Below are 23,929 nucleotides of genomic sequence, written 5' to 3'. Positions count from 1 at the left end.
GACCCCAGGCGAGCCAGTCAATTCAGCTGGCGCCAGGCAAATCAACAAACTTCAGTGTCCGCATATTTTATGTGTTCCGGCTGATTTTCCGCGCTGTAGTGCAGCAGCTTCAAGCACGCAGTTGGTTCAGTAACTTTTTCTGATCCAAAAAGCGTTGTACTTGTAACCGTACTTGTTTAGGAGACTGACAAGCCAAAATTTCCGGCAACAGCAGTTTTAATTCGGAAATATCAATACGGCGTAATAACCATTTAATTTTCGCCAGATTGCGATGGTTCATACTAAAGCGTTTAAAACCCATCGCAATCAGGATCAAAATACCAATAGGCTCGCCGGCCAGTTCACCACAGATACTCGCCGGGAACTGTAACCCCTGACATTGCTGACCAAGCTGATGCAGCGCCCTCAATACCGCCGGGTGCAATGCGTCATATAAATTACCGACCCGCGGGTTATTACGATCAACCGCCAGCAGATATTGGGTTAAATCGTTGGTGCCAACAGAACAAAAATCGACTTTGTTCGCCAGTTCCGGCAGCTGATACATAATAGAGGGCACTTCAATCATCACCCCCACCTTGGGTTTGGGCACTATACCTTCTTTGTTAAACTCGTCATCCACTTCAAACCAAGCCTGACGAATAAGCCGTAACGACTCATCCACTTCCGCTAAATCTGAAATCATCGGCAGCAGAATATGCAAATTGCCACTGCCAATATTGGCTTTGAGCATGGCGCGGATTTGCACCAGGAAAATTTCCGGATGATCAAGGGTTAACCGGATCCCGCGCCAGCCTAAAAAGGGGTTTTCTTCCGAAATGGGGAAATACGGCAGCGGTTTATCACCCCCCACATCCAGGGTACGCATCACCACAGGTTTGTCCGGGTAACTTTGCATCACCTTGCGATATAGCTCAATCTGCTCCTGCTCTGTCGGGAAACGGCTACGCATAATAAAAGGAAATTCAGTGCGGTACAGGCCAACACCGTCGGTAAAATCGGACTGAGTGGTTTCAAGCTCTATCGCAAGACCCGAGTTCACCATCAGTTTAAAACGGGTGCCACAGGCGCTTTGTGCCGGTAAATGCAGCTCGGCCTGATAGCGGGCATTGAGCTCAGCGTCTTTATTCATCAGCTGCTGATATTCATGACAAATGGCATCGGCCGGCGACACCAGAATATTGCCCTGATAACCATCGACAATCAGCCGCTGCCCCTGCCACTGCATCAATGGCAGCTCGTCCACGCCCATCACCGCCGGAATACCCAAAGCCCGCGCCATAATAGCAGCATGGGAATTCACAGAACCTTTCAGCGAAACTATGGCCACCAGCTGCACCCGCGGAATTTCCGCCAGCATAGAAGCAGTGACATTTTCGGCCACCAGCACCACATGTTCGGGCAACTTATAATGGCGCTGCTCAGTGTCGAGTAAATGATTCAGCACGCGCTGACCTAAATCACGAATGTCGGTACCGCGCTCACGTAAATAAGCGTCGTCCATATCGTCAAACTGGCGGGCAAATTTTTCTACCACCCGTTTTAATGCACTTTTGGCGCACCAACCTTCGGCAATTTGCGCTTCAATTTCATGGCCTAAGCTCGCTGCATCCAGCAGTTGATGGTACACATCAAAAATGGCCAGAGCGTCCGGCGGCAAATGGCCGGACATACGTTCTGCCAGCCGGTTAAATTCAGCTTTGGTGACTTTTACTGCGCGGTAAAAACGCGACAGTTCACGCTCGGGGTCATCCGTTTTTTGCAAAGAAATGGCATCAAAATCACTGGCAGGTTGCAATACAAAACCTTCACCAATAGCAATACCAGGCGCGCCGATTAAACCTTGTAACTGACCCACATGTACATGCTGACTCGGGCTTTGACTGGTAAGCTGCCGCATTTCAGCGTTCACCAGTACTGAAGCCAGCTGCACACCAAGGGTGACTAAAAAGGATTCTTCATCTTCGCTGAACACGCGGGAGGCCGATTGCTGAATGGTCAGCACGCCCAGCACCTTGCGGTGATGAATAATAGGGCAACCTAAAAAAGCGGAAAAACAGTCTTCACTGACTTCTGGAGTGACTTTAAAACGGGGATGTAAATGCGCCTGGGCCAGATTGATAGGTTCTTCACGTTGCCCCACCCAACCAATCAGACCTTCAGAAAAACCAATAGACACTTTACCAATGGCATCAGGGTTCAGTCCGTCTGTTGCCATCAACATAAAATGTTGTTGTTGATAATCAGCCAGATATACCGAACAACATTCGGTATGCAGCGCATTTTTGACGTTACTGACCAAACCGGCCAAGGCATTGGCCAGTGAAGGTTCCTGCGCAACATCCTGAACAATACGCCTTAACTGGCCGAGCATAACATCCCCTTCTTCACATAACGGTGGATGCCGTTATGCTACTTTTTTTTGACTTCACGACGAATAAACGGCAAAGCGACCGGGGCAAACTCTTTCATTACTTTACGGTAAACTTCCCGTTTAAAAGCAACGACCTGACGCACCGGATACCAATAACTGACCCAACGCCAGTCATCAAACTCCGGATGCGAAGTTTTTAGCAAATTGACATCCTCATCCCGGCAGGTCAGACGCAATAAAAACCACTTTTGCTTCTGTCCGATACATACAGGGTTGGAATCACGCCGAATCAGTCGTTTAGGTAATTTATACCGCAGCCAGTGTTTTGTCGTGGCGACAATTTCCACATCCTGCGGTAATAATCCAACTTCTTCATGTAATTCACGATACATGGCTTGTTCCGGCGTTTCACCATCATCAATGCCACCCTGCGGGTACTGCCAGGAATGTTGGCCAAATCTGCGAGCCCAAAACACCTGTCCCTGGTGATTACAAATCACTATGCCGACATTGGCCCGAAAACCTTCGGCATCGATCACACTAACCTCTAGCTTATTTACAACAGCTTGTGAAAAGATTCTTTCATAAAGTAGCTGTCACAGCAAACGGTATTTCGCCACAGTTTTGCAAAAGTTATCCACAGTTCAACAAATGAACAGCAAGACTTTGTGCACTTCTACACAGCACCTGTCGATAAATCTGTGCATATCCATGTTCTTATCCCTGAATAACTTTTTCCCTGCTGCTTATTCTGGCTATTGAAACTATATCTAATCATTATTTTTCATGCACTTACAGATGAAATATAGTTGTCATCATCCCAAAACAGCTGTGCATAAGTTGAATTGCTGCTAAATTAACCAGCCAAACCATCAAAAAAATGTTAGTTTGCCGACAGTTAGAAAAATGAGCCGAGTGACCATGTCTGCCCCTGCTTCCATTGCTGAATTATTAAACCGCAGCCAGCGACTGGCTGGTCTGACACTGGGTGAACTTGCCGCTGAACTTCAAATACAATTGCCAGCCAATTTACTCAGAGACAAAGGGTTGATTGGACAAATGCTGGAACAAGCGCTCGGAGCCAGCAGTGGATCCAAAGCTGAACCGGATTTTCCGCAGCTTGGCATAGAGCTCAAATCCTTGCCTATTGATGCAAAAGGCAAACCTTTGGAAAGTACCTATGTCTGCACTGCCCCCTTAACAGACGTCGCCATGCAGCAATGGCACAACTCCTGGGTATGCCGCAAGCTCAGCCATGTGCTTTGGGTACCTATTTGGGCGGAGCGTTCTTTACCACTGTGCGACAGAGTGATTGGCAGTGCTTTTTTATGGCAGCCTGATGCAGAACAGGCTTTGTTGTTACAACAAGACTGGGAAGAGCTGATGGAGTTGATAGTACTGGGCGGTATTCATCAAATTCGCGGCGCACACGGCAAGGTGTTGCAACTCAGACCTAAAGCTGCCAACAGCAAGGCATTAACTCAGGCAGTGGGCCGGAATGGAGAACCCATTCAGACCCTGCCACGCGGTTTTTATCTAAAAGCGGCATTTACTGCCGCCATATTGCAACACCAGTTTGGCGTGCGTTAATTAATACTGATAACGGGCCAACACGGCGTCGTATTCGCCATTCTGACGGATCTCCGCCAATGCTTTATTAAAAGCTGCGACAGTTTCTGGTTTCACCGTTGTTTTGCTGAACATCACATACACATCGGTATTACCAAGAGTAATGCTGTGTTGACCTATGTCACGGTCCAGCCCTTTACGCCTGAGCATCGACACCCCGACAAACTTATCTTCCAGCATACCGTCGATATCTTCGTCGACCAATCTGGCAATATTCAGTTCACTTAAGGACGCTTCAACAAACTGAGTTTTGTATGTTTCATTACTATAAAGCTCAGTCAGCTCAGGCCCGTAATAATATTCGCTGACGATACCCAGCTTTTTACCGGCGCCAATAAAATCTGCAATGGTATTTTGTGGTAGTCCGGCCGCATCGGCTGACCGTACAAAAAGCACAAACTGTTCTTTACGGTAAGGGTCAGAAAAATGTGCAAATTCCTGCCTGGATGGTGTCATGGACGCCCCCATCAACAAGTCCACTTTGCCCTCTTTTAGCGCACCAACCAGCTCCAGCCAGTTGCTGTGTTGTGTCACCAGAGTACAGGACATCCGTTTGGCGATGGCCTGCACCAGCTCAATATCAAGCCCGCCGGCTTTTTGGTCAATGCCCAGATACTGATAAGGCTCCCAGGTTTCAAAACCCAGCCGTAACTCACAGACCGGAGCTGCAGGTACAGAAGTGGCAGCAGTCGGTACCTGAGCTGAAGTGTTGCTGTCGGTGGCCGCAGCCGGAGCAGCAGCTGTGGCGGGGGTTTCAGCTGCAGGTTTTATTGCCGCCGGCTCACAGCCACTCAGCGCCAACAGAAATATCAGGTAAAACAGGTTATGAAACAACAACTTTGCTGACGAAGGAAGGGCAGGATTGTTCATATGCGCCTCTTTTGTTGGTCTATCCAAACCAAGCTTAGTGCATAATTTCTAAAGCGTGCGTTCTGTGACCGGCTTTCTTTTTTATTGCCACAAAGTCCGGTTTCTATCTGAAAACAACCTGTTATTAACCGCTTTATGCATCAGCCATCACAACCCATACCTATCTTCCCGTGGCTGGCAAACTTCTGCATAAAGCGGCGCCGACACAGTGCCTTAGCCAAACAAAGTGACAGTCTGGCGACTGAGCGCCACCAGGTTGCCATTTTTATCATGGATTTTTGCCTGAATATGGCCATAACCATCGGCGGCAGCGTCGATATGCGCCAGATAACGCCACCAGTCAGACGCCTTAGCCTCCAGATGATCAGTTAACAACTCCAGAGTCCAGCATAAAGTACTGGCAGGTGCCGGATTGCTGAGCCAGGGCAAAGTTGCAGGTGGCCAGGCATCTACCAGAGCCAGCAATTGCATAAAAGTACAAGGTTGTTGCTGTTGCTGGCAAAAACGCATAAAACCGCCAAAATCGACACTTTTCACCCCGCTAAAAGGTAACCCCCCTTGCGCAATACGGTAATCAAAGTGTTTGGTAAATTCAGGCACCATTGCATTTGCCGGTAAACACAAGCCTTCTGGCTCAGACACAATAGCAGTGGTAACAGCTGGTGTTAAAGTGACTGCGGAACTGCGCGCTATACCAAAACTTGCCAACAACACCAGTGCAACCTGCCCATGTTGCCAAAGCTCCACCTGCCCCTGTAACACAGATTTCCCCTGTCGCAAAATGCGTCTGGTTGCCAGTGCTTCGCCGGGTTCAAGCGGTGCAACAAAAGACAGAGTGACAGAACGCAACCTCATACCGGCGTTCACCCAGAGGGTCAGATATTGCAACGCCAGCGCTGCAGCTATACCGCCAAACAAAGCCCGGCCCTGCCCCCAATCTGCCGGAACCTGAAATTGCTGAGAATCCCCGTTCTGGTGCTGAAGCTGCTGCAAACAGTTGTCAAAATCCATCTTAGTTTCCTTTTACATCTGCCGTTGTGGTGCTGCCCCTGCAGGCAATGAATAACGCAAAATACGTTGTAATACAGTAGCGTACTGACGAATAAAACTGCCACTGTTATATGGGATCTGATAACGCTCAGCAATAGCGCGCACCTGAGGTGCCAGCTCAGGGTAACGACAGGCCGGCAAGTCCGGAAACAAATGATGTTCAATCTGACAACTTAAATGCCCGGTAAGAATATGGAACCAGCGTGGTCCGGTAAAGTTGGATGAACCCAACATCTGGCGTAAATACCAATGGCCGCGGCTTTCATTTTCACAGTCTTTAGCCGCAAACACATAAACATCTTTGGTGAAATGACCACAAAAAATGACTGTGGCTGTCCACCAGTTGCGAATGATATTCGCCAGCAAGTTACCCACTAACACCTCAAAAAACAGCGGAAAACACAATAGCGGAAACAACAAATAGTCTTTGCATAGCTGGCGTAACCCTTTGCCAAAAAACGCTTTTTTAAGCTCGTGATCAGACACCTGGCTGTGACGGTCATTTTTCTTTTTCCCAAAAAACACCCGCTGCGCCGCCAGCTCGTGATAAGAAACGCCCCACTGAAACAAAGTGCTTAACAGCAGGTAAGTGACAAACTGCCATAAATTACGCAACCGCCAGCGAAAGTCGTTGCTGAGCCTGAGCAGGCCATAACCAAAATCGCGGTCTTTACCAATAATATTGGTGTAAGTATGGTGTTCAAAATTGTGGGTGCGCTGCCAGGATTTGGCATCACAGGCAATATCCCACTCAAACTGCCGCGAATTTAAATAGGGATGTTGCATCCAGTCATATTGGCCGTGCAATACATTGTGGCCAATTTCCATATTGTCGAGAATTTTGCCAAGCGCCAGCAATAACACCCCCAGCAGCCATAACCAGGGCGACCAGATAATGCCAAGTAACAACAAACGGCCAGTCCAGACCGCCAGCCGCTGCACCAATAATACCCGCTCCAGATAACGGGCGTCTTCAGCCCCTACTTTAGCGCGGGTTTGCGCCGCCAGAGTGTCAAGCTCGGTGGCCAGTGTATCCAGTTGCTGTGACGTTAAGTTGTGCATGAGGTGTTGTCCTGTGCTGTTGTGCTGACTGCATCAAGTTGTAATTCAAGCTTTGTTAAAGCGGTGCTGATACAAAGTTGTACTAATCCGGCCCCTGTATCTGAAATTTGCCCGGTCAATTCGTTACGCACCTGCCCTGCAGTTTTTATGCACAAGCACTGCATGCAGATACCACGACGGCAACCATAACGGGGTGATAAACCAGCTTGCTCAAGGCTTTGCAATAAGTTGCCCTGACTTTGTAACTGCACAAGGCGGCCATGCTGACGGGCTGTCACGGTCACAGCCTCACCATCAGCAGCATTCAGGCAGCCAAAAGACTCCTGCCGGACCTGCAAAATACCGAGCGTTTTAGCTTGCTGTTGCCACTGCTGGCTAAAAGTCAGGGGACCACAGACATACAAAATGCATGGTTCGGCCTGCAGTGCGGCTTGTGCAGCTTTTTGTTGTTGCAATGCTGCAAAGGCGGCGGCGAGCGCAGCGGCGCTGAACCGCGGCCCGGAACTGGTATCCCAAAGTTCTATCTGTAATAACGGGAAACGCGCTTTAAGTTCCGGCCAGCTGCTGGCAAATAACAAATTGTCTGCACCACGGTAGCTATATATCAGCCGGACAGGCTGGGTTAGCCGGCTTAATGAACACAACATCGCATGCACCGGGGTAATGCCGCTGCCTGCAACAACAATCAATGCACTGCGCTGCTGGTCGAGTACAAAATCTCCCTGCGCCTGGCTGACATAACAAAACAGATTTTCACCTGCTCTGGCGGCAAGCTGCCGGGTTAAACCAGCATGAGGCTGAATTTTTAATGTCAGCTGTAAAGTACCCTGTGCCAGAAACTGTTGCAGCGGGGAGCTGATGCTAAAAGTACGCTGCACCAAAGCGCCGTCCAATTCGACACTCAGCTGCAGATGTTGACCAGGCACAAAAGCACGGAACTTTTTGCCCGGTTTTAATAGCAGGTGCAGGTAATCCTGCTGCTGGCTCACAGACAACAGCTGTGCGCTGATCAAACCCGCACGATAACCGGGGTTAAACAGCCGGATCAGCGGTTCGAAATAACTACAAAGCCGCGGTTGCACCAGCGCCATTTTGCAGCACCAGCGCCAGCACTTTGTTAAAAAATGCACAAAAGCCTGATTTTTTGTGATCGCAGCTTTGCCCTGAATTTGCACCATAACAACCCACCTCAAAGTTTCGGCGCACAGTTGTACTCTATTTTTTATTTTCCATCCAGCGTAATTTATAAAAATATTACTTACGAAAACCATGCAATATAAGAGATCACCAGGAAAACCCAGAAAAAACCAGCAAGCATCAGTGTACAGCTGTACGCACAATAAGATTACAACTGTACGCAAACTTACCAGCAAATATCATCTGCAAATATCAGTGGGAAATCATGCGGCCGGAGCTAACAGCGGCCGCAACAACAGCATCAGTGCTTCGTTGTTGCGGCCACTCAATCAGCCATCAAGTTTGAACAGAAACACAAAAAAGCCATTAAAATCAGCGGCCATCTATTACATCCTGCAACAACAGAGTTACACTTGCCTTGTCGCAGCAGCAATGGCGCTGGCGGCAGATAAGTACAGGAATGGATTATGACTTTCAGCTTTGCCACTCGCTTATACAGACAAGGCGGTGCTCTTTTTGCCACTACCACCTTGTTTTTGCGCCAGCAATTACATTTTTTGTTGTTTTTGCCGCTCCTTGCCCTGTCGATACCGGCACAGGCACAACAATTGCCAACGCCAATACCGGCAGATCTTGCCGTCTGGCAAGACTGGGTATTGGCAAAACATCCGCAACACCCCTGCCCCTGGCTTGGTGAGCAGCATCAACAATGCCAGTGGAGTGAAACTTTAAGCCTGATTGCCGGAGCAGAAGGCGGCAGCTTTAGTTATCAGCTGGTACTGTTTGCTGAAGGTTGGGTCAGCCTGCCAGGCGATGTGAAAAACTGGCCGCTTGATGTTCAGGTCGTTGAAGATCAGACCAATACCGACCGGCAAAACGGCACTGTAGCCACTGTGCGTGACAACAATGGTGTGCCTGAAGTTTATCTGGGTGCCGGGCGCTGGAAATTGCGGGGCGAATTTCACTGGCAAGAATTACCACTGAGTATCAGAGTGCCGGAGCAAAGTGGCATCCTAAAACTGCAATTGTCGGGTAAAGACATCAGCGATCCCAAACGTCTTGGTACTGAGTTATGGCTGCAGCAACAACAAGTGGCAGCTGACAACAGCACAGATCAACTGCAGATCAAAGTATTCCGCTTATTCAGTGACGATATTCCGGCAAGTTTAACGACTTTGCTGCAACTTGATGTCAGTGGTAAAGCAAGAGAAATCACGCTGGATGCGGCTTTATTACAGGGATTTTCCGCCTCAGCATTACAGAGTGACTTACCGGTATTGCTGAACGATAAAGGCCAATTAACCTTGCAACTCAGTGCCGGTCAGTATCAGGTGCAACTGGAGGCTGTCAGCCATCAGCGTGTGGCCCAATTAAAACTGCCCGTCACCACAGCGCCCTGGCCTGGCGAAGAGATCTGGGCTTTTGTGGCAAAGCCTTCACTTCGTACCGTCGATGTGACTGGTGTTGCCAGTCTGGATCCAAACCAGACCAGGGTGCCGCCAGCCTGGCAACAATATCCGCTATACGCCATGGCTGCGGACAGTACTTTGCAGCTGACCGAACTGCAACGCGGCGGTGGCAGCCCTGTCGATCAACTGCGGCTGGAAAAACAACTTTGGCTTGATTTTAATAATGCTGGCATCACTGTGGCTGATCAAATCAGCGGTCAGCTGCATAGTCAGGCGCGGCTGGAAGTACAAAGCGCTTATCAGCTGGGACGGGCCGAATTAAATGGTGAAGCTCAGTTAATCACTCAGTTGCCACAACAACAAGCCGGTATTGAACTGCGGCAAAATCCACTGCAGCTCAAAACAATAAGCCGCACTGAACTGAACAACAGGCTGCCGGTCAGCGGCTGGCAAAGCAGTTTTAGTGAAGTGAGCTGGCAGCTGAATCTGCCACCTGGCTGGTCATTAATCACAGCTACCGGCGCCGACCGCATTGACGGCTCTGTGCTGGAGCAATGGACTTTGTGGGATATCTTTTTTGTGTTGTTATTTAGCGTGGCGTGCGCCCGTTTGTTTGGCTGGCAGCTTGGATTACTGGCCCTTGCCACCTTGCTTTTGAGTTATCAACGTTTTGATGCACCACAATGGAGCTGGCTCAGCCTGCTGGCGTTACTGGCATTATTGCCGCTTGCCAAAGGCAAAGCTGAGCTATGGCTGAAAAAAGCCGCTTATCTGAATGTGTTGATATTACTGATCATTGTGGTGCCTTTTGCCGTCAACCAAATCCGTCAGGCCATTTACCCGCAACTGGAATTGTCTTATCTGCAACTGCACCCGGACATAGAACACGCTGCTGCGCCAGCCCCTGCATATGCTGAGGCTGTAGCTGTGGCATCTGCACCGGTTCAGGAAGCACCACAACAAGCAGCACCAGTTGCCACAGGCGACAGCAGCAGTGATGAACTGGCAAAGCAGGTCAGCAAAAAGTCGCAGGTACGGCTCAAAATGGCACATTCTGCCGGGGCAGAACATTCAGGTAGCTTGCAACCTGCAGTGTTACAAAGAGATCCAAATGCCCGTATTCAGACCGGACCGGCTGAACCGGCATGGCATTGGCAACAAGTGCAGTTATTCTGGCAAGGTCCGTTATTGGCAGAAGAACAAACCCGGCTTTATCTGGTTCCGGCCTGGTTAAACCGGCTGGGGAATCTGCTGACGGTACTGATGTTGCTGCTGCTGTTGTGGCAACTTTGTCAGCCGTTATGGGCAACCAAATTTAACAACGGCGGATTCTGGACTCTTATCCGTACCAGACAACAAATGATGCTGCTGGGTTTGCTGTTACCCTGTTATGCACTGTTGCAGTCGCCAATGGCACAAGCCGGTCATTATCCGGATGAACAGCTGCTGGCTGAACTTGAACAGCGACTGCTGCAACCGCCCCTTTGTTTACCTGTCTGCAGCAGTCTGAACACTCTGGCGCTGAGTAACAGCAATAACAATATTAAACTGACAATGCAGCTCGACAGTCAGGCCCCAAGTGCCTGGGCTTTGCCAGTACCGGCGGCGCAGCTGCTGGCGGTTCAGCTCAACCAGCAAAATGCCGCCATTTTCCAGCAACAGCAACAGCAACAAAGCTGGCTGATGTTGCCAGCGGGCCGCCATCAGCTGGAACTTTGGATCCTGGCGACTGAGCCAAGCCTGGTGCTGAACTTTGATACCGCCTGGCATCAGCTGACCGATACCCTGAATGGCTGGCGTATTGTGCCGGATAGCACCAATCTGCAGGATGCCGATGCGCTGCAACAATCAAGAAAACAACTGCGGCTGGAACGGCTGGCAGATAAGCAGAAAGAAGGGCCGGCCAACACAAAGCACAGCACTTCCGCCCAACAAAATTTACCGGCTTTTGCCGTACTGGAACGTCATCTGACGCTTGGACTGGAATGGCAGATGACCTCAACACTCAGACGTGTGGGTCAGTCGCAACAGGCGCTGCAATTGCAGGTACCCTTGCTTGATGGAGAAACACCGTTGAGCCCTTTGCCGGTATTAAACGCTGTGTTGCAATTACAACTGAATGCCAATCAGCAGACCATAAGCTGGCAATCCAGCCTGAAACAAAACACCAAACTTAAACTCAACACCCCGCTACAGCAGCAATACACTGAAATATGGCAACTGGCCGCAGCGCCCAAATGGCATGTGCAAAGTGCCGGACTCGCTGCTGTGGCACAGGTGCACAGCCCTTTGCCTTCGTTATGGCAACCCTGGCCTGGTGAAGCCCTGACACTGAACATCAGTCAACCCGAAGCTGTTGCAGGTGAGATGTTAACCATTCATCAGGTGGCGTTAAAACAACAACAAGGCAACCGCAGCAGTGATGTGGAACTGACCTTGCAACTGAATGCCAGTCAGGCACAAAAGTTCAGTCTGCCCTTGCCGCAAAATGCCCTGTTGCAGGCTATCTCGCTGGATGGTGTTGCCTTGCCCCTGACGGTTAATCAGCAACAACTGACATTGCAGCTCAAACCAGGCCGGCAACAACTTCAACTTAACTTTAAAGAAAACAATGGCCAGAGTCTGTTATTACATAGCACTGAACTCACCTTGCCTTTGGCTGCCGCCAATATTTATCTGCAACTGGCATTGGCACCGGACCGCTGGATCCTGGCTTTGGGTGGTCCTTCAATAGGACCAGCCTTGTTATTCTGGGGCATGCTGGCTGTGATGTTGTTGCTGGCTTTGATTTTGCCAGCTGTTATCCAAAGTCCGCTCAGACGCCGGCATTGGTTACTGTTATTTGCTGGGATCTGTACCGTTAGTTTCTGGATCCCGTTGCTGGTCAGCCTGTGGTTGTTGGCCGTCAGTAAAAGAGGCCAGCTGCACAATACGTTACAGGGTAGTTATGCCAGACTAAGCCAGCTTGGTCTGATCCTGCTGACGTTGTCGGCGCTGCTGGCATTATTTTCAGCTATCCCATACGGTCTGTTGTCTGCACCTGATATGCAACTGGTTGGTAATGGCTCTTATCAGCAACAACTGTATTGGTATCAGGACTTTAGTCAGCCTGAACTTCCCCAAGCATGGGTATTGTCATTGCCACTCTGGTGTTATCAGCTCGCCATGTTGTTATGGTCTTTATGGTTAGCAACAGCTTTAACACGCTGGTTACCCTGGGTCTGGCAACAGCTGAGTAAAGGTGGTTTTTGGCCGGCTGCCCCTTTAGCTCAACAGAATAACAAGCCAGAACCGGAACAAAAGGACTAACAACAGTTTCCGGCAATAACAAAGGCCGCTTAAGCGGCCTTTGATTTACGTCTTCAGTGTAACAGCTACCTGGCCATTAAGCTCAGCTCAGGGCTTTGACAGCCGCATCGTAACCTGGCTCATCTGCGGTTTCTGCTACCTGCTCGGTGTAAATCACAGTGCCTTGTTCATTGATCACCACCACAGCGCGCGACAACAAAGCCGTTAAAGGGCCATTGGCAAAAGCAACACCATAATCAGAACCAAAGCCGCTGCGGAAACTGCTGCCGTTTTGCACATTTTCCAGACCTTCAGCACCACAAAAACGCGCCTGAGCAAAAGGTAAATCGGCAGAAACGTTCAGAACCACAGTATTTTGCAGGCTACTTAATACCTGATTAAAAGTACGGACTGAAGTTGCACAGGTTGGCGTGTCTACACTTGGAAAAATGTTCAGCACCAGCCGTTTACCGGCAAAATCGGCCAGCTTTACGTCAGCAAGACCAGCGCCTGTTAAAGTAAAATCCGGCGCTTTGCTGCCGACAGCCGGTAAATTGCCGACGGTTTGAAACGGGTTGCCTTTTAAAGTCACTGTTGCCATTTGTTTGCTCCTAAAGTTATTTGATTGCCATATCTTCAATGGCTGTGATGAAGATTGCAGTACTCTTCATTTCTGAAAAGCAGTGCTGGTTTATCGTATTGATCAATTACAAAACTTGTGTTGTTGCAACGAGATAACGCCGGCAAAGGGCTTTTTCAACCCCTATGACACTAATAATTATTACCAAAACCTTTTTTCGGCCTGCTGGGTTTTTGTTGCCGGGTCACAGCAAGCTGCAGGCTCAGCGCAGCAAAAGGCACCTGTACCTGCTTTGCCGCTACTTCAGCGTCCTGCCAGGGGTGCCAGAGTTTCAGCTGATAAGCTGCATCAGGCACCTCATTAAAACGGGCGATGCCATCTTCACCCGACACCGCCAGATACGCACTTTCCCCGACATAAATATAAGCTTGCATATAGTCATGAATATTACAGCCAAGGGCAACAACCCCCGCTTTATCAAAGACTAAAGGCTCTTCTGGTTTGCCGGCATATAACTTCAGTTCAAAACTTTTAGCCGGTGAAAACGAATACACGTGGTGACGGGTTTTATCCTGATTCGGAAAATCTACCTTGCTACCGACCTGCACAGCCGACACAAAAGGCCTGAAGGTTAAATCCTGCTGCGCCACTTCGGCAACCCCACTGGTTTTGGCCGCGCTTTGTGGGTTATACAATTCAACCACCGCATCGGCCAGTGGTTTGCCTTGTTGATCTGTCACCAGTACCTGCACTGGCGCAGCCTCTGCATATGGGCTTGCAAACACCGCAGCCAGTGAAAAAAATACAGTAGACAAGACACTGCCACAGAACAACACCACAGATTTTTGTAACATCAACCACACTCCCCACAAAGCCATTTTGGCCGAAAACCAGTATAACGCCCTTTATTGTAACTGTCCGTGTCATTGCATCAGCTGCTATCATTGCAGCACCAATGGTTGATGTTACGGTCTTTTATGTCTTTTATTTCACATTGTTACCGGCAATTGAGCCTGTTGCTTGCAGTGATGCTGCCAATAAACTGTATGGCGGCTGAAGTCACACCTGGTGTCAGCATTAAAGCTAAAGGTGACGTGAGCCTGGTGAAAATTAAAGAACAAATACCGGGTTTACGCCCCTGGTGGCAAGGTGGCACCGGCCAGCTGGCGGAAGCGGGCAATGGTCTGCAGTTTGGCCCTCAGCTGCTGGCTTTGGGGCTGGAGGCTACAGATCACCTTTTTGCCACTGTCAACGCGCAGTGGCACAACAAACCTTCCAGCGAATTTGGCATCACCGAAGCCTGGGTGAGTTATCGACCTTTGCCGTTTTCAGGTTACCGCTTTTCTACCAGAGCAGGCTGGTTTTATCCGGCCATGTCGCTGGAAAATACTGACACCGCCTGGAGTTCACCTTATAGCAGTAGTTTTTCCGCGATAAACAGCTGGCTTGGCGAAGAGCTGCGCGCCCGCGGTGTTGAATTGAACTTAAGCCGCCCGGGTCGTTTTTTTCAGTCGGAGCACAGTTATCAGTTTGTGGCCGGTGTTTTTCAGGGTAACGATCCGCTTGGCTCTATCCTCAGCTGGCGTGGTTTTGCTATCCACCCTTATCAAAGCAATATTGGCGAAAGGGTGCGTTTTTCCAATTATCCCAGCATCCGCAGTGGCGATTTAGCAGCCCAGCCAGATTGGGTGCAACCGACCAGAGAGCTTGATCATCGTTTTGGTTATTACGCCGGTGTGCACTGGTTATACCGTCAGGACACTGAGCTGCGGTTGTATCATTATGATAATAACGGCGATCCGCTGGTGCTGCGCCATGGTCAATATGCCTGGGACACCCGTTTTCAAAGTCTGGCTTTGCAACATCAATTGCATGACCAGCTGCGTCTGGTGGGGCAATACCTGAGCGGCAGCACCGAAATGGGCCCAAAAGCCGTAGTGGTTGATTATCAAAGCTGGTTTTTATTGTTTAATCTGCAACTGGACAATATGCAGTGGACGCTGAGATACGATCATTTTATCCAGCAGGACAAAGACCAGTTCCCCGGTGATGATAACAATGGCAATGGCCATGGCTGGACGCTTGCCTGGCAATATCCGCTCAGCTCCACTTTTGCCGTTTCGCTGGAGCTTAACCAACTGCACAGCAGTCAGGCCAGCAGAGCCCAGTGGCAGGACTGGCCTGTTGCTCAAACCTTTTCACAGCTGCAATTGTTACTGAACTGGCGTTATGACTGACTTTTCAGGTACAGCCACATAACCTTATGACTAAGCCTTATGACAGCGCCAGCCAGACGCCAACCAGCAACATCAGACTGCCGGCAATACGGTTCAGTAAGCGCACATTTTCTTCTTTGGAAAAAATCAGCCGCAGCGCTTTGCCACCGCTGGCGTATAACAATAAACAGGCAAATTCCAGCAGCAAAATAATGGCCAAAAGCGCCACCAGCTGTGGCCAGAATGGCAGTTTGGCATCGATAAAAGGCGGCAACAGCGCCATGTGAAAAGCCCAGCCTTTAGGGTTAGAAACTGCAGTAAAAAGCCCTTGCCAGAACAGCTGACGGCGTGACACCTGCACCACGCTACCAGGCTCAGGGATAGCCAGTTTGCCTTTGGATTGCCACATTTGCAGGCCAACATAACAAAGATAAAGCCCGCCCAGCCATTTAAATACCGCTAATAAAGCCGGCATGCCAAGCAAAATAGCAGCAACACCCAGCACTGCGCTGGTGGCAACTATGACCACACCCAGCATTTCGCCCCACATCATCCACAAGGTACGACGCACGCCAAGGCTAATGCCCAAGGTCATCGCCAATGTCATACAAAGCCCAGGGGTAATAGACACAAATAAAAAAGTCGGAATAAACACCGATAACAACGCCAGATTAATCATGTGTAGCACCGCTCTTGTGCTGCTGGCTGCTCTGCTGCTGGCTGCTATAAAGCGGCAGTTCTAACTCAGGGGGCCCTTCAGCCAGCTTGGGTTTTGGTGCACCAAACAGCGCCTGTAACTTTGTTTTCAGGCCGGCGCTTTGACAAAAATCGGCCCAAATGCGGCGCCACTCGTAAAAAGTAATGGTCAAAGGATTCACCGATTCAAAATCGTCGGTAATGCCGTATTCACAGGGAATGTCTTCATGTTCAGGTTCGAAGGTGCCAAACAGGCGGTCCCACACCACCAGCACACCGGCAAAATTTTTGTCGATATAAACAGAATTACAGGCGTGATGCACACGATGCCAGCTTGGTGTATTCAGCACTAACCCTAAAAAACCCCAGTGTTTGCCCCAGCGGGTATGCACAAAAAACTGAAACGCCAGATTAATAGCCACCACAGCCAGTACCAATTTGACGTCAAAGCCCAATAGCACCAGCGGCGTCCAGAATAACCACATGCCGGATAGCGGATAAGTCAGGCTTTGGCGAAAGGCGGTGCTGAAGTTCATTAACCTTGAACTGTGGTGCACCACATGCGAAGCCCACAACCAGCGGATGCTGTGGGATGCACGGTGAAACCAATAATATAAAAAGTCCTGCAGCACAAAAAGCAGCAATAAATTCAGTGCATTAAAGGGCAACTCAAAGAGGGCAAAGTGACTTAACCAATAAAAAAATGGCAATAAAATCAGCAGCGAAACTGCGTCCCCCGCCTGATGCATGGCAGCAAGGGCCAGATTGGCCAGACTGTCGCGCCACTGGTAAATGGCCTTTTGCCGGCGCTCCGACTGATACCACTCGTACGCAATAAAAATAAAAAATACCGGACTTGCCAGGATCAAAATCAGTTCTACCGGGATCACCACCAACCTCACAACCACAAACAACCTCAGAAAACACCGACTTTACGCCAAGCCAGCGCCTGAAGAAACCCATCAACGCCCTGTTTTTGTGCCTGTTGCACTGAATTTTTGCAATCAAGGCAAAAACAGCCAACAACACAGATTAAAACAAATTTAATTTCAGTTACTTAGCTAAAAAAACACTGTGGTATAACCGTTGCTTCAAATATAACCTCAGCAGACAACACCCTTTGTCACAGCAATGCCACCGGACTTTGGCACTATCACCACAGCATTTGTCCGCTCAGGAGGTTTTTTATGGCGACAACTCCAGCATATTCTGACAACAACAGCGCAGCTGGCTGGCTAAACAGCCGCAACCATCCACAACGCGACTTATTGGAAAAAGAGTTGCAACAGCGCTTTTTTCCGGCTTTAACAGCACCCTGCACTATCTGCCATTTTATGCTGACCCTGAATGCCGGCTCCAGAGCCGCCGAATTTGCGCTGATGCAACAACGCGCTTTGGCGGCCGGTGTGCAATTGCACGAAGGTGACACTGACGTCAATTTGCAGCTGGGCGATATGATGTTGCGCTGGGAGCGGCACAGTGAATTTTCAACTTACAGTTTTATTGTTCCCCGGCAACAGGCGCACTTTGTTGACCCCGCCAGTTGTTTACCCTCCCCCGACTGGTTTGATTTAGTGCCGGGCCAACTGTTTCGGGTGGTGCAGTTGCTGGTGCTGAAAGAGCAACACAGCCACAACCAGCCAGGCGCTTTATTTGCCGCCGAACATTGTATTTCCAGCCTGGTGGCCAACCAACAAGCACAAATCTGGACCGACTTTCGCAAACACCCTGAAGGGGGTGGTCGTATGGTGCTGCTGGATAAAGGCCTGTCGCCCAGTGCGTTAGCCCGTTTAGTGCAACAACTGTTTGACCTTGGCAACTACCGCAAACTTAGTCTGCTGGGCTGGCCGCTGACCCGTCAGGCGCTTAGCCAGTTGCATACTCTGGAGCAACAACTGTCAGATATCACCCAACGTATTGAACAACAACAAGGCTCTGATGAAAAAATGCTGCAGGAAATCAGTCAGATGGCGGCACAAACTGAACATCTGATAGCCAACAACAGCGCCAGGCTGGAAGCAAGTGCCGCTTATTACCAACTGACGCTGGACAGGCTTAAAGCCTTAAGAGAAACGCCTTTGGATGGTTTAATGTCGTTACAGGACTTTTCTGAAAGGCGACTGACACCGGCTTTTCGCACTGCGCAGTCGGTATTAAGCCGTCAACGCAGTTTGTCCAACCGGCTCGGCCGCTCTACTGAACTGCTCAGAACCCGCATTAACCTGCAACTGGAGCGGCAAAACAGCGTGCTGTTAATGTCGATGGAAAAACGAGCCAGACAACAACTGCAGCTGCAAACTGCGGTCGAACGGCTGTCAACAGTGGCTATTTGTTATTACGCTGTGCAATTGCTGGATAAGGCTTTAATTTCCTTGCAACCACTGTGGCCGGCCATGCCACTGCAAAGTCTGCAAGCCTTCAGTTTGCCGCTGGTGGTACTGGTGATCAGCGGCCTTTGGTATCTATTAAGAAAACCAGGCCGGCGCTCCTGAACTGCTGTTTTTTGGCCATTAAAAACAACTTAGCCTGAGCACTGGCGTGCCGGCACAAGCAACAAAGCTGCGGCATTAACTGCGCAGCTTTACACTGTTGTTATCTGGTTTTGTGCTTAATGTTGTCTGACCGTCAGATAAAACCACAACTGCTGTTGTTCATGTTTGATATTCAGCTCAGCATCCAGCTGCATCGCCCAGGTTCTTGCCGCCAACAGCGCACAATATCTGTTATTACTCTGCACCGACGGACCATCCAACATGGCGGTATTGTCCTGAGTGGCAAGGAAATTTGCAGTTTGTTCGGCATCAACGTCCAGCTGAACCTGCCAACTGATAATGCCTGGGTAGAACTCCATAGCAACCTCAATCTGGCTGCCTGGATTGGCGAGTGATATCGCCAACTGCAGCAAATCAGTACAAACTTGCCACCACACACCTTCACTGCCGGTTAAACCATAAGGGCTTTGGCTTTGTCGCCATCTAAGCTTTAACTGTTGTTGGGCCGCGACAGGCGTTAACACCTGCAGTAATTCCGGCATCATCACGGCAAAATCAAGCCTTGCCACCACAGGTTCCGGCACTTCGGCGCCTGACAACAACTGACAAAACCACTGACATAACCAGTGGCAGTGACTAAGCTGGCGTGCGGCAGAAGCACTGTCTTTCACCAGCAAGAGTTGACAACTGGTCACTGCTGCTGCCATTTCGTATTGACACAACCGCATCACAAGCTGTTGTTGTTCGGTTTGGCTGACTTGCCGGGTCTGATCAAGTAAAGCGCCTGATAAACGCAAAGCTGAACCTTCGGCATCACGCAACAACTGGCATTGCATCAATACGGACAGCACCTGCCCCTGACGATGCATAAACTGATAACGCTGACTGAACTGCTCCGGACCTGATGCCAATAAACGTTGTACATCATGGCGGAATATATCCCGTTCCCCCGGCAATAATAAATCCAGCATGGTTTGTTCAGTGGCATGTTGTTGCGGCCCCGGAAAACCAAACAATTTCCACCAGTTATCGGAATAAAAAGCATCACCGCTGGATAAATCAAATTCAAACCAGGCCAGCTGACTGGCTTTCAGCGCCAGCGCCTGACGTTGTTCGTTGGCAATAAGCTGCTGATATTGAGCATGTAACTGATGCTGCAGTTCCTGCTGCAGCCGTTCAGCATGGTATCTGCGCAAATTCACCCTGCTTAACACTACAAACAACAACAACAAGGTCAACAACAAAAAGAACAACAACCAATAATTGGCAACCGGCAGATAGTTTTTTACAAAATCCTGGTTGCTGCTGATTTGCAGCCAAAACGGCTGACCATACCATTCCAGTTCTTTTCGCAGCACAAAACTACCTGGTTCTTGACCTGACTGACGCTGATACAACAAATCTGCCGGAGCCTGTTGCGCCGACGAATACCAACCAAAATCCAGCTCAGTGTGCTGACTGTGCCACAAGCGGGTCATCATGTCTTTGACCCGAAAAGCTGCATAGACAAAACCTTGTAAAGCTTTCAGTTTTTGCTCGGCACTTTGTAATTCGGCGCCAGGTTGATACACAGGTTGCATCAACACAAGGCCTGAGTCCACGGCATTGCTGCCGTCCTGCGCCAGTAAAATTCTCGGGGTGACCGCAATAGCACCCAGACTTGCTGAACGCATCGCCGTTCTTTGCCGCATCGGGTTGGTCAGCATGTCATAACCAAGTACTGCGGTATTTTTGGCGTTAACCGGCTGAATATGAGTTACTACTGCATAATAAGGCCGTTTCCCGGCGGGGTGCACAGCAAAATCGGTCACACCATCCAGTCTGATTTGTTGCTCCAGAGCGTCAATATCGCTGGCAGAACGGTAATTCACTACACCAAAAGCCTGAATGCCGCTGTAATGCTTGTCTAAATCAAGACCAGTGACAAAACGTTGCCACTCAGCTTGTGTCACCCGTTCAGATGAAGTGACAAAAGCCATGCCTGAGCCCAGCAAAAACTCAAAATGCTGCAGGCGCTGTTTTAAATTCAGCTCCAGTGCATCGGCATGTTGCTGAAAAATCTGCTGCTGCTCACGGGCTATCTGTTGGCTGTAACTCAGCCAATAATAAAGGAAAAACGGCAAAATCAACGCCATCACCAACCAACTGGATGCATTGTGCCTGCTGAACCAAAGACCCCAGCCCTGAGGTGCTGCAGTCAGTGGGGTTGGCTGCGGCAAGTGTGCGCGCGGCATCATACCGCAGTCCTCTTCATCAACCAGTCCTTGTTAGTTTTTGCTGCCGAAACATAAATCACCGGCGTCACCAAGACCCGGCACTATGTAAGCCTGCGCATTCAATTGTTCGTCAAGGGCGCCAAGCCAGAATGACGCGGTAAAATCCAGCTGTTGCTGCAACAGTAACAGCCCTTCAGGCGCCGCTATAGCGGCAGCAATATGCAAACTACGGGGTTCACCTTTTTGTCTGAGCAATTGCCAGACTTTTAACAAAGATGAACCTGTCGCCAGCATAGGATCAATCAGGATCAGATCCCGTCCGGCAATATCAGGTGCGGCACTGTAGCCTAAAAAAATATCCAGGTCGCCGGCGTCCGCACCTTCTTCACGGTAAGCCCCGACAAAACCACTGTCGGCTTGTTCAAACATATCCAAAAAACCCTGATAAAAAGGCAAGCCGGCACGCATCACACAAATCAGCACAGGTTGTTGTGCTAAATCAGCCACTTTGGCCGTGCCAAGTGCTGTTGTTATCTCAAATTGCTGGTAAGGCAAAGCTTTGGAAACTTCATAAGCCAGCAGATTGCCAAGACGTTGCAGATTAAAACGAAAACGCATGCGGTCTTGCTGAATTTGTGGTTCCCGCAGCTGGGCCAGAATAGATTGAGCAATGGAAAGTTGTTGTTGTAATTGAAAAATGTTCATGCGAGGTTCCGCTAACAAGAATGCATACAGTGTATACAAAGATGACATTTTTTGCGCCTGACGCCAACAGAAATGCCATGGCATTGCTTGAAAAACCACAATGCCTGACCCATTTCTGTGACTGTAGAAGGCAACTGCTGCCGGAGCGCAACAATAACTGTGGTTTATATGCAAAACAGCCTGATTTTTTTACTGATGTTCGTGGTGATCCTGTTGGTGCTCTGGCCTGTGTGGCAACAACGCCGGTTAAAAAGTCAGATTGCCGATACCGCTTTTCCAGCGGCCTGGCGCAAAAGCCTGAAACGTCAGCTGCCTTTGTATCGCAGTTTACCGGCCGATTTGCAACTCAGATTAAAAAAGCTGATCCAGCTGTTTATTGCGCAAAAACAGTTTATTGGTTGTGAAGGTTTGGAAATCACCGACGAAATCCGCTTGAATATTGCAGCTCAGGCCTGTTTATTAATGCTGAACCGCCCTACTGCTTTGTATCCAAACCTGCGTAGTATTCTGGTTTACCCTGCGGCTTATCTGGTGCCAGGGCACAACACGGATGCTGCTGGCGTTGTCAGCGAACAGACCGAACTCCGGCTTGGTGAATCCTGGCAACAAGGCAAAGTGGTATTGTCCTGGCCTGACAGTCAACAGGGCGCTGCCGATCCGTCTGACGGCCATAATGTGGTGTTACACGAATTTGCCCATCAGCTGGATCAGGAAAACGGTGTAGCCAACGGTGCGCCCTTTTTAGCCAGCAACGAAGCCTACCGGGTCTGGAGTCAGGTACTGAGTGCTGAATTTGATCAACTACAAAAACAACTGCGTCAGGGTATACCAGGCTTATTTAACCCTTATGCCGCCACCAATCCGGCAGAATTTTTTGCCGTTACCACCGAAGTGTTTTTTGAACAACCTCACGCTTTAAAAACACAACATCCGGCTTTGTATCAGCAGTTAAGCCAATATTACCGGCTGGATCCAGCCAACTGGCAGCATTAAAACTTCCAGGCTGAATTCAATAATCAGTTCAGCCAAAATTCAGACGCCGCTTGCCATAGTGTGATTATCAACAAGCCCAACTTGCAGGGCGGAGGGTAATCAAATGTCAGACACAAACAACAACAGCAAAGTACCAGCTTCATTAAGCCGACATGCCCGTTGGTTATATCTGGGGGTTTTGACCCTTATCAGTGGCAGCGCTTTAGCCGCAGATGTCAGCATCAGTCTGCACGGTCAGGTACAACCCGGACTTTATGGTTCAGTGAATATTGGTGATCGCAGCCCGACTGTGATTTACCATGAGCCGGTTCGGGTCTATCACGAACCCGTTTATGTTGAGCGGCATTATGCCCCTGTTGTGGTGCAGCCCATTATTATTCATGCACCAAAAAAACACCGTAAACACTGGAAAAAACATTGTCATCAGTATCATGCCTGTGGCCGCGAAGTCAGGTTTGTTGAAGTTTATGACAGTCCACGTTACCACAGCAGGGAAAGTTACGGTTATGACGGCCGCCACCATCAAAGCCGTGAAGAACGCCGGCATTATCACCGTCATGACTAAACCACAGCTGCAGAAACTGTAAAAACTGGTCGCACTTTGTGGTGCAAGTCGGGATAATAACGACCTTTTTTGTAGCTCAGGAACTTAGAATACATGTTGATCACAAAAGACACCGTAGTGCAGCTGCACTATCAGTTAAATGATGAAACCGGCTTGCTGGAAGATTCAACAGGCAGCGACCCGTTGTTATATCTGCACGGTCATCAGAATATGTTGCCAGCCATTGAAAAGGCGCTGGAAGGCAAAGCAGCGGGCGACACGCTGGAACTGACGTTAACGCCAGGCGACGCCTATGGCGAGCGCCGTGAAGATGCCATTCAGAGTGTGCAGGTGAAACATTTACAAGGCGCCAAAAAATGGCAAGCCGGCATGATGGCTGTTGTGCAAACTGAACATGGCCCACGTCAGGTAAAAGTGGTAAAAGTTGGCATGTTTAAAGCAGATGTGGACACCAATCACCCACTGGCTGGCAAAACTTTAAAATTTAAGTTTAACGTGCTGGATGTTCGTGCCGCCACTGCAGACGAAATTGCCCACGGACATGCGCATGGCGTTGGCGGTCATCATCACCACTAACAGTGGTTATTGTGGCAACAGGCAAAGGCTGTGCACATCGGTGCACAGCGATTCTGCTGTGGTTTTTACCC

Annotated in this window: 19 protein-coding genes; 7 read left to right on the top strand and 12 right to left on the bottom strand. The window is 49.5% G+C overall.

What is annotated here, in order from left to right; genetic code table 11:
* Positions 1 to 109: 109 nt before the first annotated feature.
* Together ptsP and rppH are read right to left on the bottom strand one after the other, a co-directional pair.
* Positions 110 to 2,374, bottom strand: coding sequence for a phosphoenolpyruvate--protein phosphotransferase (ptsP, locus tag RCH83_RS06485; protein WP_306520221.1), 2,265 nt, complete (start codon positions 2,372 to 2,374; stop codon positions 110 to 112).
* A 38-nt stretch (positions 2,375 to 2,412) separates the two neighbouring features.
* Positions 2,413 to 2,913 carry an RNA pyrophosphohydrolase gene (gene rppH, locus RCH83_RS06480; protein ID WP_306520220.1) on the bottom strand — a complete coding sequence of 167 codons (501 nt, stop codon included), beginning with the start codon at positions 2,911 to 2,913 and terminating at the stop codon, positions 2,413 to 2,415.
* A gap of 382 nt (positions 2,914 to 3,295) precedes the next feature.
* Between rppH and mutH the strand changes: the two genes are divergently transcribed.
* Entirely contained in the window at positions 3,296 to 3,964 is a 669-nt protein-coding gene (gene mutH, locus RCH83_RS06475) for a DNA mismatch repair endonuclease MutH (RefSeq protein ID WP_306520218.1), read from the top strand.
* Here mutH and RCH83_RS06470 read toward each other — a convergent pair whose 3' ends face one another.
* The 4 genes from RCH83_RS06470 to RCH83_RS06455 all read right to left on the bottom strand — a co-directional run bounded on the left by RCH83_RS06470 (position 3,965) and on the right by RCH83_RS06455 (position 8,163).
* Positions 3,965 to 4,873: an ABC transporter substrate-binding protein gene (locus RCH83_RS06470; RefSeq protein ID WP_306520216.1), complete on the bottom strand. Its 909-nt coding sequence runs from the start codon at positions 4,871 to 4,873 to the stop codon at positions 3,965 to 3,967.
* A 213-nt stretch (positions 4,874 to 5,086) separates the two neighbouring features.
* Positions 5,087 to 5,884, bottom strand: coding sequence for a thioesterase family protein (locus tag RCH83_RS06465; protein WP_306520214.1), 798 nt, complete (start codon positions 5,882 to 5,884; stop codon positions 5,087 to 5,089).
* A gap of 12 nt (positions 5,885 to 5,896) precedes the next feature.
* Positions 5,897 to 6,985, bottom strand: coding sequence for an acyl-CoA desaturase (locus tag RCH83_RS06460; protein WP_306520212.1), 1,089 nt, complete (start codon positions 6,983 to 6,985; stop codon positions 5,897 to 5,899).
* Positions 6,973 to 8,163, bottom strand: coding sequence for a flavin reductase family protein (locus tag RCH83_RS06455; protein WP_306520210.1), 1,191 nt, complete (start codon positions 8,161 to 8,163; stop codon positions 6,973 to 6,975). The genes RCH83_RS06460 and RCH83_RS06455 overlap by 13 nt, the downstream gene beginning before the upstream one ends.
* 426 nt (positions 8,164 to 8,589) lie before the next feature.
* Here RCH83_RS06455 and RCH83_RS06450 point away from each other — a divergent pair, with 426 nt between their 5' ends.
* The gene (locus RCH83_RS06450; protein WP_306520209.1) at positions 8,590 to 12,840 is read left to right on the top strand and encodes a hypothetical protein; all 4,251 of its coding nucleotides are present in this window, start codon (positions 8,590 to 8,592) and stop codon (positions 12,838 to 12,840) included.
* 82 nt (positions 12,841 to 12,922) lie between these two features.
* On the opposite strand, the gene tpx is transcribed toward RCH83_RS06450, so the two are convergent.
* Positions 12,923 to 13,420: a thiol peroxidase gene (tpx, locus tag RCH83_RS06445; protein WP_306520207.1), complete on the bottom strand. Its 498-nt coding sequence runs from the start codon at positions 13,418 to 13,420 to the stop codon at positions 12,923 to 12,925.
* 170 nt (positions 13,421 to 13,590) lie between these two features.
* Positions 13,591 to 14,253 (bottom strand): methylamine utilization protein, encoded by a 663-nt coding sequence (locus RCH83_RS06440; protein WP_306520206.1) that lies wholly within the window; start codon positions 14,251 to 14,253, stop codon positions 13,591 to 13,593.
* A gap of 123 nt (positions 14,254 to 14,376) precedes the next feature.
* Between RCH83_RS06440 and RCH83_RS06435 the strand changes: the two genes are divergently transcribed.
* Positions 14,377 to 15,636: a hypothetical protein gene (locus RCH83_RS06435; protein ID WP_306520204.1), complete on the top strand. Its 1,260-nt coding sequence runs from the start codon at positions 14,377 to 14,379 to the stop codon at positions 15,634 to 15,636.
* Positions 15,637 to 15,673: 37 nt separating this feature from the next.
* Here the strand turns inward: RCH83_RS06435 and RCH83_RS06430 are convergent, their stop codons facing one another.
* On the bottom strand, positions 15,674 to 16,294 hold the full coding sequence (locus tag RCH83_RS06430) for a LysE family translocator (RefSeq protein WP_306520202.1): 621 nt from the start codon (positions 16,292 to 16,294) through the stop codon (positions 15,674 to 15,676).
* Positions 16,287 to 17,219 (bottom strand): sterol desaturase family protein, encoded by a 933-nt coding sequence (locus RCH83_RS06425; RefSeq protein ID WP_306520200.1) that lies wholly within the window; start codon positions 17,217 to 17,219, stop codon positions 16,287 to 16,289. Before RCH83_RS06425 ends, RCH83_RS06430 begins: the two co-directional genes overlap by 8 nt.
* Positions 17,220 to 17,498: 279 nt before the next feature.
* Here RCH83_RS06425 and RCH83_RS06420 point away from each other — a divergent pair, with 279 nt between their 5' ends.
* Positions 17,499 to 18,803, top strand: coding sequence for a DUF3422 domain-containing protein (locus tag RCH83_RS06420; protein ID WP_306520198.1), 1,305 nt, complete (start codon positions 17,499 to 17,501; stop codon positions 18,801 to 18,803).
* Between the two features lie 116 nt (positions 18,804 to 18,919).
* Here RCH83_RS06420 and RCH83_RS06415 read toward each other — a convergent pair whose 3' ends face one another.
* Together RCH83_RS06415 and upp are read right to left on the bottom strand one after the other, a co-directional pair.
* Complete coding sequence (locus tag RCH83_RS06415; RefSeq protein WP_306520196.1) at positions 18,920 to 21,040, bottom strand: CHASE domain-containing protein; 2,121 nt, start codon at positions 21,038 to 21,040, stop codon at positions 18,920 to 18,922.
* 30 nt (positions 21,041 to 21,070) lie between these two features.
* The gene (gene upp, locus RCH83_RS06410; protein ID WP_306520194.1) at positions 21,071 to 21,724 is read right to left on the bottom strand and encodes a uracil phosphoribosyltransferase; all 654 of its coding nucleotides are present in this window, start codon (positions 21,722 to 21,724) and stop codon (positions 21,071 to 21,073) included.
* A 168-nt stretch (positions 21,725 to 21,892) separates the two neighbouring features.
* On the opposite strand from upp, the gene RCH83_RS06405 reads away from it, so the two are divergent.
* The 3 genes from RCH83_RS06405 to RCH83_RS06395 all read left to right on the top strand — a co-directional run bounded on the left by RCH83_RS06405 (position 21,893) and on the right by RCH83_RS06395 (position 23,858).
* Complete coding sequence (locus tag RCH83_RS06405; protein ID WP_306520192.1) at positions 21,893 to 22,717, top strand: zinc-dependent peptidase; 825 nt, start codon at positions 21,893 to 21,895, stop codon at positions 22,715 to 22,717.
* A 103-nt stretch (positions 22,718 to 22,820) separates the two neighbouring features.
* A complete protein-coding gene (locus tag RCH83_RS06400) occupies positions 22,821 to 23,282 on the top strand; it encodes a hypothetical protein (protein ID WP_306520191.1) in 462 nt (153 codons plus the stop codon).
* Positions 23,283 to 23,375: 93 nt separating this feature from the next.
* A complete protein-coding gene (locus RCH83_RS06395) occupies positions 23,376 to 23,858 on the top strand; it encodes a peptidylprolyl isomerase (protein WP_306520189.1) in 483 nt (160 codons plus the stop codon).
* Positions 23,859 to 23,929 lie beyond the last annotated feature (71 nt).

This window comes from Rheinheimera sp. (assembly GCF_030824435.1).
Classification (GTDB): Bacteria; Pseudomonadota; Gammaproteobacteria; order Enterobacterales; family Alteromonadaceae; genus Pararheinheimera.
This window is presented reverse-complemented; position numbering and strand designations above follow the sequence as displayed.